General features: G+C 67.1%; 12 protein-coding genes. All 12 read right to left on the minus strand.

Annotated features, from left to right (window positions below):
• Positions 1-3 precede the first annotated feature (3 nt).
• The 12 genes from Q4S45_RS10040 to lpxA all read right to left on the minus strand — a co-directional run bounded on the left by Q4S45_RS10040 (position 4) and on the right by lpxA (position 14,494).
• Entirely contained in the window at positions 4-792 is a 789-nt protein-coding gene (locus Q4S45_RS10040) for an ATP-binding cassette domain-containing protein (RefSeq protein WP_305511487.1), read from the minus strand.
• Between the two features lie 4 nt (positions 793-796).
• A complete protein-coding gene (locus tag Q4S45_RS10045) occupies positions 797-1,816 on the minus strand; it encodes an ABC transporter permease (protein ID WP_305511489.1) in 1,020 nt (339 codons plus the stop codon).
• Positions 1,817-1,853: 37 nt separating this feature from the next.
• A complete protein-coding gene (locus Q4S45_RS10050) occupies positions 1,854-2,846 on the minus strand; it encodes a sugar ABC transporter substrate-binding protein (protein ID WP_305511491.1) in 993 nt (330 codons plus the stop codon).
• Positions 2,847-2,978: 132 nt separating this feature from the next.
• Positions 2,979-4,268, minus strand: coding sequence for a carbohydrate porin (locus Q4S45_RS10055; RefSeq protein WP_305511493.1), 1,290 nt, complete (start codon positions 4,266-4,268; stop codon positions 2,979-2,981).
• A 61-nt stretch (positions 4,269-4,329) separates the two neighbouring features.
• The gene (locus tag Q4S45_RS10060; RefSeq protein WP_305511495.1) at positions 4,330-5,292 is read right to left on the minus strand and encodes a PfkB family carbohydrate kinase; all 963 of its coding nucleotides are present in this window, start codon (positions 5,290-5,292) and stop codon (positions 4,330-4,332) included.
• 199 nt (positions 5,293-5,491) lie between these two features.
• Complete coding sequence (locus Q4S45_RS10065; RefSeq protein ID WP_305511497.1) at positions 5,492-7,807, minus strand: ATP-binding protein; 2,316 nt, start codon at positions 7,805-7,807, stop codon at positions 5,492-5,494.
• Entirely contained in the window at positions 7,804-9,756 is a 1,953-nt protein-coding gene (locus Q4S45_RS10070) for a PAS domain-containing sensor histidine kinase (RefSeq protein WP_305511499.1), read from the minus strand. The genes Q4S45_RS10065 and Q4S45_RS10070 overlap by 4 nt, the downstream gene beginning before the upstream one ends.
• 87 nt (positions 9,757-9,843) lie before the next feature.
• Positions 9,844-11,043 carry an EAL domain-containing protein gene (locus Q4S45_RS10075; protein ID WP_305511501.1) on the minus strand — a complete coding sequence of 400 codons (1,200 nt, stop codon included), beginning with the start codon at positions 11,041-11,043 and terminating at the stop codon, positions 9,844-9,846.
• A 53-nt stretch (positions 11,044-11,096) separates the two neighbouring features.
• Positions 11,097-11,882, minus strand: coding sequence for an RNA methyltransferase (locus tag Q4S45_RS10080; RefSeq protein ID WP_305511502.1), 786 nt, complete (start codon positions 11,880-11,882; stop codon positions 11,097-11,099).
• A complete protein-coding gene (gene rnhB, locus Q4S45_RS10085; protein WP_305511504.1) occupies positions 11,879-12,559 on the minus strand; it encodes a ribonuclease HII in 681 nt (226 codons plus the stop codon). Before rnhB ends, Q4S45_RS10080 begins: the two co-directional genes overlap by 4 nt.
• Positions 12,556-13,722 (minus strand): lipid-A-disaccharide synthase, encoded by a 1,167-nt coding sequence (lpxB, locus tag Q4S45_RS10090; RefSeq protein ID WP_305511506.1) that lies wholly within the window; start codon positions 13,720-13,722, stop codon positions 12,556-12,558. The genes rnhB and lpxB overlap by 4 nt, the downstream gene beginning before the upstream one ends.
• On the minus strand, positions 13,706-14,494 hold the full coding sequence (gene lpxA / locus Q4S45_RS10095; protein ID WP_305511508.1) for an acyl-ACP--UDP-N-acetylglucosamine O-acyltransferase: 789 nt from the start codon (positions 14,492-14,494) through the stop codon (positions 13,706-13,708). The genes lpxB and lpxA overlap by 17 nt, the downstream gene beginning before the upstream one ends.

Here is a 14,494-nt window from a genome sequence, read left to right on the forward strand (position 1 = left end):
TGCCTACGCATGGGCCTCGTGCGGCAAGTCCTGCGGGTTCTTCGCGCCCGTCATCACCGCCACCGTGTCGGACATGCTGATCTTGTGCGGGTTGACCACCGCCACGCGCTTGCCCAGCCGCTGGATATGGATGCGGTCGGCGATCTCGAACACGTGCGGCATGTTGTGGCTGATCAGGATCACCGGCAGGCCGCGGTCGCGCACGTTGCGGATCAGTTCGAGCACCATGTTGCCTTCCTTGACGCCCAGCGCGGCGGTCGGCTCGTCGAGGATCACCACGTGCTTCGCGAACGCAGTGCTGCGCGCCACCGCGACACCCTGGCGCTGGCCGCCGGACAAGGTGCCGACCGCCTGGTTCATCGAGCGGATGCCGATCTTCAGGTCGCGCATGTGGGCGGCCGCCTCCGTCAGCATGCGCTTCTTGTCGATGATGCGCAGCCACCTGGCGATCCTGCCGGGCTTGAGGATCTCGCGGCCCAGGAACAGGTTTTCGGCAATCGTCATCGCCGGCGCCACCGCCAGGTCCTGGTAGACCGTTTCGATGCCGTGCTTGCGGGCGTCGATCGGCGACTTGAAGTGCACTTCCTGGCCGTCGAGTTTCATCTCGCCTTCGTCGGGCACCACGGCGCCCGACAGCGCCTTGATCAGCGAGGACTTGCCGGCGCCGTTGTCGCCGATGACGGCCAGGATCTCGCCGGCGCGCAGGTCGAAATCGGTGCCGTCGAGCGCGGTGACGCAGCCGTAGCGCTTGACCAGGCCGCGGGCCTGGAAGATGGTTTCAGCATGGCTCATGATGTCAGCCTTTCTTGTGGGTCAGTTGATCGGTAACGACGGCGAGGATGACCAGCACGCCGGTGACCAGCACCTGGTACACCGACGACACGCCCATCAGGGTCAGGCCGTTGCGGAATACGCCGACGATCAGCACGCCGACCAGCGTGCCCATGATCGAGCCGCGCCCGCCGAACAGGCTGGTGCCGCCGAGCACCACCGCGGTGATGCTGTCGAGGTTGTCGGTCTGGCCGGCTTGCGGGTCGCCCACGCCCATCCGGGCCACCGACAGCAAGGCGGCAATGCCGTAGAAGAATCCCGCCACCACGTAGACCGTGACCAGCACCTTGTTGGTGGCGATGCCGGTCAGGCGCGCCGCTTCCGGATTATTGCCCACCGCGTACAGGTGGCGGCCGGGCGCCGTGTCGCGCAGGAACAGCCAGGTCAGCCCGTACAGCGCCAGCATCAGCACGGTGCCGTAGGTGAACGTGGCCTGGCCAAGCTGGAAGGTATTGCCGAAGAACGCCATCGCATCCGGCACGCCGGTGACGGTCTGGGCATGCGAGTAGATCTGGGTGATGGCGAAGGCGATGTTCATCGTGCCGAGCGTGACGATGAAGGCCGGCAGCTTGACGGCGGTGACCAGCGCGCCGTTGACGTAGCCGACCAGGGTGCAGACGCCAATGCCGCAGACGATCGCGAGATAGGGATCGATGCCGTGATCGACCGCGAACTTGGTCATCACCACCGAGCCGAGCGCCATCGCCATGCCGCAGGACAGGTCGATGCCGGCGGTCAGGATGATCAGGGTCTGGCCGATCGCGATGATGCCCACCACCATGACCTGCTGCAGGATCAGCGAGAAATTCTGGCCGGTGAAGAAGCGGTCGGACTGGAACGCGAAGAAGATGCAGGCGGCCAGCAGGGCGAACACCGGGCCGAGCTTGGAGACCGGCGGCAAGGCAGCCTTCGGCAGCGTGATGCCTTTCGGCCGGAGCGCGTCCAGGCCGTGGAAGAAGTGCGACTTGTTGAAATGGATGTTCATGGCATGAATCCTTCAAATCGGGAAAATCGGAGGGAGGCTATTTGCCCCAGCAGGCGGACAGGCCGTAGGCGGTGTCGCGGCTCTCGACGCCGGCCTGCGCGCGGTCGGTGATCAGCGTGACGCCGGTGTCGACATAGCCGCTGGCCTTCTTGCCGGTCTTCGCGTACTCGACGCCGGCGTCGACCGCCTGCACCGCCATGTTCAGCGGGTACTGCTGCGCTGTCGCGGCAATCACGCCGGCCTTCACGTCGCGCACGCCGGTGCAGCCGCCGTCGACCGAGACGATCGTCACGCCCTTCTCTTTGCCGGCGGCCTTCAGTGCCTTGTAGGCGCCCGCCGCAGCCGGCTCATTTATCGTGTAGACCAGATTGATGCCGGGATTTTTTTGCAGGCAGTTTTCCATCGCCGTCTGGCCCTTGCCCTGGTCGCCGTGGCTGTCGGCCATACAGACCACCTCGGCGGTCCTGGCGAGCTCGGTGGTTTTGGCCGTCACGCCTGGCGCGCCCATGCCGGCAATGAAGCCGTTGTGGCGCGCGATGCCGACCGGGTGGCCCGGCATCAAATCGAGCATCGCGATCTTTGCCGGCTTGCCGGCCAGCGCAGCCTTTGCATATTGGCCGATCAGCAGGCCCGCCTTGAAATTGTCGGTGGCGTACAGGGCGTCGGTGGCGCTTTGCGGATCGGCCGGGCTGTCGAGCGCGATGACCAGGATGCCGGCGGCGCGCGCTTTCTTGATCGCGGGGACGATCGCCTTTGAGTCGTTCGGCGTGATCAGGATGGCCTTGGCGCCGGCCCCGATCATGTTCTCGATGGCGGTGACCTGGCCGGCGTTGTCGCCGTCGGACCGGCCGGCGCCGGTGAGCAGCTTGGCGCCCTTGAGCTGGGCGCGCTGCTGGGCGCCTTCCTTCATCTTGACGAAGAAAGGATTGGTTTCGGTCTTGGTGATGATGCCGATGACTGGCTGGTCTGCCGCGGCGGCGATGCCGCACGCAGCGAGCAGCGCTACGGCGAGGCTGTGCTGGAAGTTCATTGAATTGTCTCCGAATGATTTTTGTGTGCGACGTCGTCTTGCGCCTTGAATCCAATATACGCCCGCCTTTTTAATAAATCAAGCGGTTTTATCAATTATGCTGGGCGCATACCGGGATGCCTTTTTCCTGCTTTACCACCAGCTTTCGACCTGGAAACCAACCGTTGTGCCGCTGGTGCCGTTGTTGTAGACCGGGCCGGAATTATTGGCCGCGTTCACCAGCGCGGTCGCCGCGTTGTTCCATCTGCCGTAGGTAACGAAAGCGCGCAGTTCCGGGCGGTCCCACACGCCGGGCCCGCGCGACAGCGTCGGCGCGATGGTCAGCTTGGTCAGGCGCGCGGCCGGGCCGCCGGTGGCCGACGTGACCCTGTCGGTGCCCAGCTCGGCCTGCAGTTTGAAGTAGCGCGAAAAAGCGTAGACCGGGCGCACGCCCAGCGTGGTCCAGGTAGTCGTGCCGCCCGCGTCCGACTTGTCGCGCTGGACCAGCACCACCGCCTGGACGCCGAAGTTGCGCGTCAGCTGGCTCCACAGCGCGTCGAACACGCGCATGCGTTTTGCGTCCGAGCCCAGCAAGGTGCTGCCGGACTTGCCCATCGTGTCGCCGCCGGCGCTGTCTTCGCCGGTGAGCGGTGCGCCGCGGCCGGTGCCGGGCCCCACCCCATACTGCACGCCGAAGATGTTGTTGCCCTCGCCGAACAGCTTGTCCTGCTTGTGCATCACCAGCAGCTGCCAGCCGTTGTGCGTGGCCGCCCCGCCCTGCGCGGTGATCCACGTGCCGACCGCGTCGATGGTGCCGTTCTGGTTGACCGGCAGGTCCTGGTACAGCAGATTCTGGCGGATCGCCGCGGCGGTGCCGGTGCGCGCGCCGGTCGCCGGGTCGAAGGTATTGCGGTCGTTGTCCTTGAACACGGCGTAGCTGAGGTGGCCCGGTCCCAGCTTGACCTGGTCGACGCCGGCGCCGGTGCCGTTCAGGTGGATGTACTGCAGGTCGAGCATGTGGATGTCGGGACGGATGTAGAAGCGCTTGCCCATCCACGCCACGCCGCCGTTGAGGAAGCCGAGTCCCTTCGCCTCGACGTAGGCCTTGGCCAGCTTCACTTCCGAGCCCGGCCCGGAAAAGCTCGAGTTCGGGGCGAAGGCGTTGACCCAGATGGTGCCGGCGAAGGTGACGCCGTCCTCGGTCTTCGGCATCTCATGCGTATAGCCGAATTCGGCGTACGAGTCGCACTCGTTGCCCAGCCGGTATTTCATCGTGTTGCCGCCCAGGCCGTAGCAGCTCATCGGGCCGTGCGCCGAGCCCGCCCCCGCGCCGATCCGGAAATAGCCGTGAAATCCCGGATGGTCGTGGCCGTAGTCTTCGCCGGCGGCGGCCGCGCCGCAGCACAGCGCCAGCGCAAGCGCCGTCACTTTTCTTCGCTTCATGTCGTCTCCTCATTATTGTAGGGATACCGCGGAAAATACTGTCGTCACCTCTCCTTCACCTTCACTGCCCTGCACTCGCGTGCCGGGAAACTTCATCGAGCGTCTCCTGCCAGGTGGCGGGATCGCAGCCGGAGCGCATGATGTTCACGCTCGCCGCGGCGATCGCATGGCGCAGCGCGGCGCGCAACTGGGCCGGTTCGAGCGCCGCCAGCTGCTCCCTGCTGGCCAGCGCGCCGGCGCGCAGCAGGCAGGCGACCAGGCCGGCATGGAAGCAATCGCCGGCGCCGACCGTATCGACCACGCGCAAGCCGGCCGGCGCCGCCAGTTCCACTTGGTGGCGGCGCGTCAGCAAGGCGGCGCCGCGCGGGCCCTGCGTGTAGACCACCAGTTCGAGCGCCGAACCGGGGAACAGCGCGCCGACGATGGCGTCCAGGCTGCCGCGGCCGATGCCGAGCGCGTCGAGATCCTCGTCGCTGACCTTGGCGACGTGGGCCTGGTCCAGCGCGCGCCGCACGCCGGCGCCGTACGCTCCCAGGTCGCTGGCGAGCATCGGCCGCATGTTCGCGTCGACCGACACCAGCGCCCCGCGGGCCGCCGCCGCCGCGCAGATCTCCAGCGTTTTATCGAGGTCGGCCGGCACCAGCGTCAGGCCACCGGTGTGCAGCAGTTCGAGCGGCGCCGGGAAAGCGGCGATCGCAGCGCGCGCATCGATGTCGCGGTCGGCCACGCCCTCGCGGTGGAAGGCGTAACTTGGGCTGCCGTAGGCGTCGAGGCTGACCACGGCCAGCGAGGTCGGACCGGCGCTGCGCGGATGACCCGGCAGGTCCACGCCGGCGCCGCGCAGCAGGGCGTCGAAGCGTTCGCCGAAGTGATCGCGCGACAGCGGGTTGAGATAGCGGGTCGGTACGCCCTGGCGCGCCAGGGCCACCGTGAAATTGCAGACCGAACCGCCCAGGCAGGGGGCGAAGCGGCCGTCGGGCTGTTCGATCAGGTCGACCAGCGCTTCGCCGAAAGTGGCAATCATCGCGTCGATTTCCTTAAATAAAACCGTCTGATTTATTAATGAAATCGACTATAGGCCGATTTAGCGGGCCGGTAAAGAGGGGGATGTAAAAATAAATTGGGAGGTGTTGCGCCCGGCGCCAAGTTCGGGGTCAGGTCCGGCGGAGCGACGGGGACGCCGAGTCCCCAAGGGTTGGTCCGCGACTGTCGCAAGACCAGGATCAGCTGCCCGCCAGGCCTTCCAGCAGCAGCATCAGTTTTTTGGTGTCGATCGGCTTGACCAGGTGATGGTCGAAGCCCGCCGCGCGCGCGTCCCTGCGGTCGGTTTCCTGCCCGTACCCGGTCACGGCGATCAGGGTCGCCTCCGCCGTCGCCGGCTCGCCGCGCAAGCACTGCGCCAGTTCGTGGCCGCTCATCCCCGGCAGGCCGATGTCGAGCAGGCAGGCGTGCGGGCGCCACGAACGCGCCAGCGCCAGTGCGCCGGCGCCGGCATGCTCGACCAGCACGTCATGCCCGGCCGACTTGAGCAGCAACGACAGCATGGCCGCCGCATCGGCATTGTCGTCGACCACGAGGATACGCAAGCCCTTCACCGCGGCGTGCACCGCGTCCTCGCCGTGCGCCCCGGTGGCCGGCTGGTCTTGCCGCAGGCGCGTCAGCCGGATGCAGAACTGGCTGCCCTGCCCCGGTCCATCGGAGCGGCAGGTCACGGCGCCGCCATGCAGCGCCACCAGGCTCTTGACCAGCGCCAGTCCGAGGCCCAGCCCGCCGGACGACCGGTCCGAGCTGCGCGCCGCCTGGGTGAACAGGTCGAACACCCGCGGTATCAACTCCGCGTCCAGGCCAATGCCGTTGTCCGTCACCTTGATCAGCACCTCGGCGTCCTGCAGTTCGATCGCCAGTTCGACCCGCCCGCCGTCCGGCGTATATTTTGCCGCGTTGTTCAGCAGGTTGGTGACCACCTGCACCAGCCGCTCCTTGTCGCCGGAGACCATGGCGCGGTCGGGCGGGAGATGCAGCATCAGCTGGTGGTGGCGCGAACGCACCAGCGGCATCACCTGCTCGGCCGCGTCGGTGACGATCTCGCGGCAGTCGACCGGCCGCATCTCCAGTTCCACCAGCCCGCGCGTGACGCGCGACACGTCCAGCAGGTCGTTCAGCAGGTGCGTCATGTGTTCGGCCTGGCGCGCGATGACTTCGCTGATCTTGCGCACGCGCGCCTCGTCCGGCCGGCCCAGCTGCAGCAGGTCGGCCGCGGCCCGGATCGGCGCCAGCGGATTTCTCAGCTCGTGGCCCAGCATGGCCAGGAATTCATCCTTGGCGCGCGCCGCGGCGACCAGGTCCGCGTTCAGGCGTTCGATCTCCTTGCGCGCCACCACGTGGGGCGTGATATCGACCGCCATCGCCATCAGCGCATACACGCCGCCGGCCACGCTGCGCAGGGGCGCCAGGTTGAAACTGAAGTACTTGTCCTGCATCTCGCCGCCGCTGTCGCTGCGCAGGCGCACGTGGGTCTCCTCCGTGCGGTACGGCACCCCGGTGCGATACGCGGCCTGGATGGTGCGCAGCACTTCGGTGCCGGCCAGCTCCGGAAACACGTCGAGGTAGGCCCTGCCGGTGATGTTGCTGCGGCCGACGATGTTGCAGTAGATCGGGTTCGCCAGGTGATACACCAGGTCTTCGCCGACCAGCAGCGCGGCGCCGACCGGCGCATCGGACAGCAGCCGGTCGCGATCGGCCCGCGCGATCTCGTGCTTGCGCGCGCTTTCCAGCGCTGCGATCGCCTCGCCGATCGCGGCGGTGAACTGCTCGAGGAATTCGCGGTAGCCATCGTCGAAAGGAAGCTGGTCGCTCAGTCCGAAGCAAATCGCCAGCCCGCCGTCCGGCTGTGCATCGGCGACCCGGAATACCGCCGCAGCTGCCGGCGATCCGGCGCCATCGTCGCCCACTTGCATGGAGGGGATGTCCGAAGCATTGGCCAGCGCCGCGCTTTTCGCCTGCGCGATCACTTCCTCGCGCGAGGAACAGCCGCTCACCAAGCGCGTGAAGGCGGCGAGCATCTGCTGGCGCCGCTGGGCCAGCACGCGCGCCGTCGTTTCAGTGCAAATGGTCAGCACGCCACAAAGCGCGCCATCGTCGCCGAACACCGGCGTGTAGGTGTAGCTCCAGTAGACTTCTTCCATCCGGCCGTTGCGCCAGATGGGCACCAGCGCGTCTTCCTTGACGGTGGGCCGGCCCAGCGCGAGGACGCGTTCGATCTGGCCTCCGACCACGGGCCAGACGTCCTGCCAGAATTGAACCGCGGGCTGGCCCAGCGCGCCGGGATGGCGGTTGCCCAGGCACGGAGCGAAGGCGTCGTTGTAGATCTGGACCAGCTCTGTCCCCCACCACAGCAGCATGGGCTGTTCGGCGGCGAGCACCATCGCCATCATGCTCTTGAGCGATACCGGCCAGGTGTCTCGCGGCCCCAGTGCCGTCGCCGTCCAGTCGTAGGCAGCGACCCGTTCGCGCACAGTCATGGCGGGCGAGTCCATCATCGGCCTTGCCGCAGCTTCTTGATCACTTCGGACATGCGGTACGGCTTGACCAGCAGCTGGAATTTCGACGTGTCGCCAAACTGGGGCGCCAGTTCGGGCCTCGCGTATCCCGATACCAGCAGCACCTGGATGTCCGGGTTGATCAGCAGCGCTTCGCGTCCCAGTTCATAACCGTTCATGCCGGGCATGACGACGTCCGAAAAAAGCACGTCGATGTCCGGCATCCGCCGCAGGATCGCCAGCGCTTCGGTGCCGCTGTTGGCGGAGAAGACGTCGTAGCCCAGGCTCTTGAACTGTTCGACGGCGATGCCCAGCACCTCCGGCTGGTCGTCGACGATCAGCGCCTTGTCGTTGCCGTTGTTGGTCTCGAGCGAGGCGCCGGCGCCGTCCTGCTCCAGCAGCGGGAAATACAGCGAGATGCAGGTGCCGTGACCGGTCTCGCTGTGGATGTGCAGCACGCCGCCCGATTGCTGCACCAGCCCGTACGCCTGGCTCAGGCCCAGGCCCGTGCCCTTGCCGACCGGCTTGGTGGTGAAGAACGGCTCGACCGCGCGCGCCACGACGTCGGCCGGCATGCCGATGCCGTTGTCGGACACGGACATGCGCAGATAGGCGCCCGCCGCCGCACCCGCGACCTGCTGATCGGCCAGGTGCACCAGCTCGGTCCGGATCACCAGCGTGCCGCCCGCGGGCATCGCGTCGCACGCATTCGAAATGAGGTTCAGCACCGCCGCCTCGAACTGCACCGCGTCGATGCGCACCAAGTTGGGCTGATCGCACAGCTTCAGTTCGAACTGGACCTCCGGCGGCACGGCGCGGCGCAGGATCGCCTCGAACTGCTGGATCACCTTGTTCAGGTTGTAGTCGTCCTGCACCTGCGGCTGCTGGCGCGCGAACGAAAGCAGCTGCTGCGTGAGCGCGGCGCCGCGCATGGCCGCGCGCTGGATGCTGTCGAGGATTTTCGCCGAGCTCGCGCTTTTGTGTTCGCGCGCGAGCAGTTCGGCCCCGCTGACGATCACGTTGAGCAGGTTGTTGAAGTCGTGCGCGATGCCGCCGGTGAGCTTGCCGATCGCCTCGAGCTTTTGCGACTGGAACAGCGCTTCGCGGGTCTTTTCCAGCGTTTCGGCGGCGTCGCGCCGCTCGGTGATGTCGCGCGTGATCTTGGCGAAGCCGATCAGCTCTCCGGCGTCGTTGCGGATCGCGTCGATCACCACGTGCGACCAGAAAGTGGAGCCGTCCTTGCGCACGCGCCAGCCTTCGTTCTCGAAGCGCCCTTCGCTGCGCGCCCGCGCCAGCGCCTTCTCCGGCAGTCCCGCGGCCCGGTCCGGCTCGGTGTAGAAGCGCGAGAAATGGGTGCCCACGACGTCCGCGGCCTGGTACCCCTTGATGCGCGCGGCGCCGGCATTCCAGTTGGTGACCAGGCCTTCGGGCGAAAGCATGTAGATCGCGTAGTCGGTGACGCCCTGCACCAGAAGGCGGAACTTCTCCTCGCTGGCGCGCAGCCGGTCCTGGGCCAGCTTGCGATCGGTGACGTCGCGGGTGATCTTGGCAAAGCCCACCAGTTCGCCGTCCTCGCCGCGGATCGCGTCGATCACCACGCTGGCCCAGAAGCGAGTCTTGTCCTTGCGCACGCGCCAGCCCTCTTCTTCGTATTTGCCCGCCGACTCGGCCGTCGCAAGGGCGCGCTGCGGCTTGCCCGATAGCCGGTCCTCGTCGGTGTAGAAGCGCGAGAAGTGGCAGCCGATGATCTCGGCGGCGGTGTATTGCTTGAAGCGCTGGGCGCCGGCGTTCCACGTGGCGACCGTGCCATCGGGCGCCAGCGCGTAGATGGCGTAATCGGTGACGCCGCTGATGAACCGTTCGAGGTAGCGCGCATCGGTAGCGGACGAGGCGACGGCGCTGGCCGTGGCGCTGCGGCCGTTGGGCGCAGATGGATCGTTAGGGGACATTCGGCTCACTGGGACAGTTTTCACGCAACTTGCATACTGTACACTAAATGGCACCAATGCAGCGCGCGCCTCGGAGCCCCGCGCGGCTCAGAAAAACTGGCGCCACTCTTCCAGCCATCCGGGGAAGGCCGACGCCTCCATCGGACTGGCGATGTGGTAGCCCTGCGCGTAGGTGCAGCCCAGGCCCTGCAGGAAATCCCAGTCCTCCTTGGTCTCGACGCCGACCGCAACCGACATGCGGTCCAGGCTTTTCGCCAGTCCCAGGCAGGAACTGAGCACGGTGCCCAGCGCGCGCTTCTTGGACGCGCCGTCGACGAAGCTGCGGTCGATCTTCAGTTCGGAAAACGGAATGCGCGCCAGCAGCTGCAGGTTCGAGCGCCCGGTGCCGTAGTCGTCGATGGCCAGGCCGTAGCCGGCCATGCGCAGCCGCACCAGCCGCTCGACGAAGCTCGGATCGGTGGTCAGCACCGACGATTCGGGCATCTCGAAGGTGATGTAGTCGGGCAGGACGCGATGGCGGCCGACGCAGGCGGCGATCTGCTGCATGAAGGCCGGATGGGCCAGCGTCTCGGGCGCCAGGTTGATCGAAATCGAGATCGGGATGCCCATGTCGTGGAATCCGCGGCAATGCTCGACCGACTTTTCGATCATGCTCCAGTCGAGGAAGTCGATGCGGTTGTTCTGCTCGAGCGCGTCGATGAAGGCCGCGGGACCCAGCACGCCATGCTCGGGATGGCGCCAGCGCGCAAACGCTTCGAGGCCCTTGACCTGGCCCGTCTCGAGCTCGATCTTGGGCTGGAAGAACGGCTCGAACTGGCGCGCCTGCAGGCCGATGCCGATCTCGGAGAAGCTGAAAGTCGGGCCTTTCGGCTCGCGCTCGGCCGGCGCCAGCGGCGGCGCATAGTGCGCGAGCAGCGCACCCAGGCGGCTGGCCGACACCGGCCTGGCGATGGCGCCGAGCAGGTCGAAACCGTAGGCCTGGGCCATGGTCTCGACCGAGAACATCAGGCTGGCCGGCTGGGAGCCGATGACGATCAGGCGCGCGCGGCACTTCATGCCGGCCAGGGTGCGGATCAGCTCGAGGCCGTCCATGCCGGGCAGCGCGATGTCGATGATCGCCACGTCCACCGTCGGCGTGAACGAATCCTGGAAGCAGCGCAGCGCCGTGTGCCCGTCCGGCACCTCGGTGACCTGGCTGGCGCCAAGCTGGCCGAGCATCTCCACCAGCGCGGCGCGCTGCGAAGGATCGGCTTCCGCCACCAGAAAATGCAAATGCGCGATGTCCATCTCTACTCCCCTTGGCTCCAGATGAAAGATTAACCTAGAGCAACGCTGGTCGTCTATGCCTGATTTTGCCGTAGTTGTTCAAAAAAACACACGGCGGCGCAGGCGGCCACGTTCAGCGACTCGATCTGGCCCAGGTGCGGGATCACCACCTGGTGCGTGGCCAGGGCCAGCAGGTCGTCGGCCACGCCCTGCCCCTCATGCCCCATCAGCCACGCCACCGGCTGGCGCAGGTCGATGTCGTAAAGGCGCTGCGTGGCGTAGCCGCTGGTAGCCAGCACCGCCACCTTCGACGCCTTCACCAGTTCGGCCAGGTCGACGTTCTCGAAAATCTCCAGCACGAAGTGGGCGCCCATGGCCGCGCGCAGCACCTTGGGCGACCAGCAGAACGCCGTGCCGGCACTGCAGTACACCTGGCGGATTCCGGCCGCCGCGGCGCTGCGCAGGATCGAGCCGACGTTGCCGGGATCCTGCAGGTTGTCGAGCAGGACCGCCGACTGGCTCAGGGCGCCGTCGATGGCGCGCACCGGGGTATCGACCAGGAACATCAGGCCGACGCCGTGTTCCACCTGGGTCACCGCGTTGTAGAGCGCGTCCGGCAGCGCGGTGACGTGGGCGTGCAGTTCCTCGCAGCGCCGAACGATGGCTTCCACCTCGGGGTTGTGCAGGGCGCCTTCGCTGACGATGCACTGGGGCGGCGCGCCGCGCAGCTCCAGCCAGGCCTGGCACAGGTGCACGCCGTCGAGCAGCGTGCGCCCCGCCTTGCGGCGCGCCTGCGAACTGGTCGCCAGGTGCTTCAGTTCCTTGTACAGCGGGTTGTCGCGCGAGGTGATGTGCTTCACGCCTCATCCTCCAGGCTGAAGTCGAGCGGCAGCGTTTCGAACCGGATCTCGCCGGCCAGCGCGGCGCGCACCGGCGCGAACGAGCGGCGGTGCACCGGGCAGGCGCCGTGCTCGCGCAGGCGCTCCATGTGCATCCTGGTGCTGTAGCCCTTGTGCTGGTCGAAGCCGTACTGCGGATACTGCTCGTGCAGGACCACCAGCGCGGCGTCGCGCGCGGTCTTGGCGAGGATGGACGCGGCCGAAATCGCGTGCACCTTGTCGTCGCCTTCGACGATCGGATGGCAGCGCACCGCCATGACGGGGCTGCGGTTGCCGTCGATCAGGGCGATGGTCGGCGCCGTGTGCAGCGCTTCGACCGCCCGCTTCATCGCAAGCATGGTGGCGTTGAGGATGTTGATGGCGTCGATCTCTTCGTGCGAACACTCGGCGATCGCCCAGGCCAGCGCGTACTCCTTGATCTGCGGCGCCAGCTCGCCGCGCCGCTCGGCGGTCAGCTTCTTCGAGTCGCGCAGCCCTTCGATCGGGCGGCGCGGGTCGAGGATCACGGCGGCGGCGAACACCGGGCCGGCCAGCGGGCCGCGCCCCGCCTCGTCCACGCCGCAGACAACATCCTCGAGCGTGAACGGGTACTCGGACTTCTTCAGGCCCGGATAAAAATTGATTTTTCGTTTCGTCATGATGAATGTGGTGCCTCGATGATGCGCATGACGGCGGCAGCGCTTTCCTGCGCGCTGTTGCGCAGCAGGCTGTGATGCATGTCGGTGAAGCGCTGCACCAGCCGCAGGCGGCCGGGCGCGTCGTTCAGTTGCTGCCATACCGCGTCGGCCAGCGCCTGCGGCGTGGCGGCGTTCTGCAGCAGTTCGGGCACGAGAAACTCGCGCGCCAGTATGTTCGGCAGGCCGATCCAGGGCTGGTAGCCCATGTGGCGCATGATCTGCCAGGACGCCGCCATCACCTTGTAGGCGATCACCATCGGCTTCTTGAACAGCGCCACTTCCAGCGTCGCCGTGCCGGACGCCACCAGCACCGCGTCGGCCGCGCAGATCGCCGTGTGCGACTGGCCGTCGGTCAGCATGATCTCGACGTCGGCCAGGCCCGCCCTGGCGACCAGTTCCTTGAAGTAGGCGCGCTGGCGTTCGCCGGCCATCGGCACGACGAATTTGAGTTGCGGGTCGCGCGCGGCGAGCAGCTTGACCGCGCCGACAAAAGGCTCGGCCAGGTATTTCAGCTCGCCCATGCGGCTGCCCGGCATCACCGTGACCACGCGGGCGCCGGCGTCGATGCCGAGCGCGCGCCGCGCCGCGGCCTGGTCCGGCTGCAGCGGGATCATCTCGGCCAGCGGATGGCCGATGTAGGTGACCGGCACGCCGGCCTGCCGGTAGATCTCTTCCTCGAACGGGAAGATCACCAGCATGTGCGACACCGCCTTCTGGATCTTCTTGATGCGCCCGCCCCGCCAGGCCCAGATCTGCGGGCTGACGAAGTGCACGGTGGGGATGCCCGCATCTTTGAGCTGCATCTCCAGGCCGAGGTTAAAGCCGGGATAGTCGGCGCCGATGAACACCGCCGGCCGCTCGGCCAGCAGACGGTCGCGCAGCGCGTTCTGGATGCCCTTGATCTCGCGGTAGCGGGGAATGACTTCGAACAGGCCGCGCACCGTCAGCGTGTCCATCGGCAGGTCGGACACGAAGCCCTGCTCGATCATGCGCGGCCCGCCGATGCCGTGGAAACGCGCATCGGGCAGGTGCGGGCGCAGGCCGGCCAGCAGGCGCCCGGCAAGCATGTCGCCGGACACCTCGCCGGCGACGAGCGCTACCGAAATGTCAGCGGACGATGCCACGGGTCGCGCTTCCAAGGAACTCGCGGAAGGCGCGCAGTTCCGGCGCGACGTCCGCATTGGCCGCTTCCTGCTCGGCCAGCGCGGCCTTGGCTTCCTCCAGCGACAGGCCGGAACGGTAGATGGTCTTGTAGGCGCCGCGGATGGCGTCGATCTGCGGACGCGAAAAGCCGCGCCGCTTCATGCCTTCGATGTTCACGCCGCGCGCGCCGGCCGGATTGCCCGACACCAGCACGAACGGCGGCACGTCCTGGGTCAGGCTGGTGTACATGCCGATGAAGGCATGGGCGCCGATCTTGCAGAACTGGTGCACGCCGGCGTAGCCCGACAGGATCGCCCAGTCGCCCACTTCGACGTGGCCCGCCAGCTGGGCGTTGTTCGAGAAGATGGTGTTGCTGCCGACCTGGCAGTCGTGCGCCAGGTGGACGTAGGCCGAGATCCAGTTGTCGTTGCCGAGCCGGGTCACGCCGGCGTCCTGCGCGGTGCCGAGGTTGAAGGTGCAGAACTCGCGCACGGTGTTGCGGTGGCCAACCTCGAGGCGGGTCGGCTCGCCCGCCCACTTCTTGTCCTGCGGCGCCGCGCCGATCGAGGAGAACTGGAAGAACTTGTTGTCCTCGCCGATCGTCGTGTGGCCTTCGATGACCACGTGCGGCCCGACCACGGTGCGCGCGCCGATCGACACGTTCGGCCCGATGATCGAGTACGGGCCGACTTCGACCGTGCTGTCGAGCTGGGCCTTCGGGTCGACGATGGCGCTTGGATGAATCAATGCCAT

The sequence above is a fragment of the Massilia sp. R2A-15 genome (genome assembly GCF_030704305.1).
Lineage (GTDB): Bacteria > Pseudomonadota > Gammaproteobacteria > Burkholderiales > Burkholderiaceae_D > JAFCUW01.

Coding starts and splice junctions, on each gene's coding strand:
- Q4S45_RS10040 (WP_305511487.1), bottom strand. CDS start 792: ATGAGCCATGCTGAAACCATCTTCCAGGCCCGCGGCCTGGTCAAGCGC.
- Q4S45_RS10045 (WP_305511489.1), bottom strand. CDS start 1,816: ATGAACATCCATTTCAACAAGTCGCACTTCTTCCACGGCCTGGACGCG.
- Q4S45_RS10050 (WP_305511491.1), bottom strand. CDS start 2,846: ATGAACTTCCAGCACAGCCTCGCCGTAGCGCTGCTCGCTGCGTGCGGC.
- Q4S45_RS10055 (WP_305511493.1), bottom strand. CDS start 4,268: ATGAAGCGAAGAAAAGTGACGGCGCTTGCGCTGGCGCTGTGCTGCGGC.
- Q4S45_RS10060 (WP_305511495.1), bottom strand. CDS start 5,292: ATGATTGCCACTTTCGGCGAAGCGCTGGTCGACCTGATCGAACAGCCC.
- Q4S45_RS10065 (WP_305511497.1), bottom strand. CDS start 7,807: ATGATGGACTCGCCCGCCATGACTGTGCGCGAACGGGTCGCTGCCTAC.
- Q4S45_RS10070 (WP_305511499.1), bottom strand. CDS start 9,756: ATGTCCCCTAACGATCCATCTGCGCCCAACGGCCGCAGCGCCACGGCC.
- Q4S45_RS10075 (WP_305511501.1), bottom strand. CDS start 11,043: ATGGACATCGCGCATTTGCATTTTCTGGTGGCGGAAGCCGATCCTTCG.
- rnhB (WP_305511504.1), bottom strand. CDS start 12,559: ATGACGAAACGAAAAATCAATTTTTATCCGGGCCTGAAGAAGTCCGAG.
- lpxA (WP_305511508.1), bottom strand. CDS start 14,494: ATGGCATTGATTCATCCAAGCGCCATCGTCGACCCGAAGGCCCAGCTC.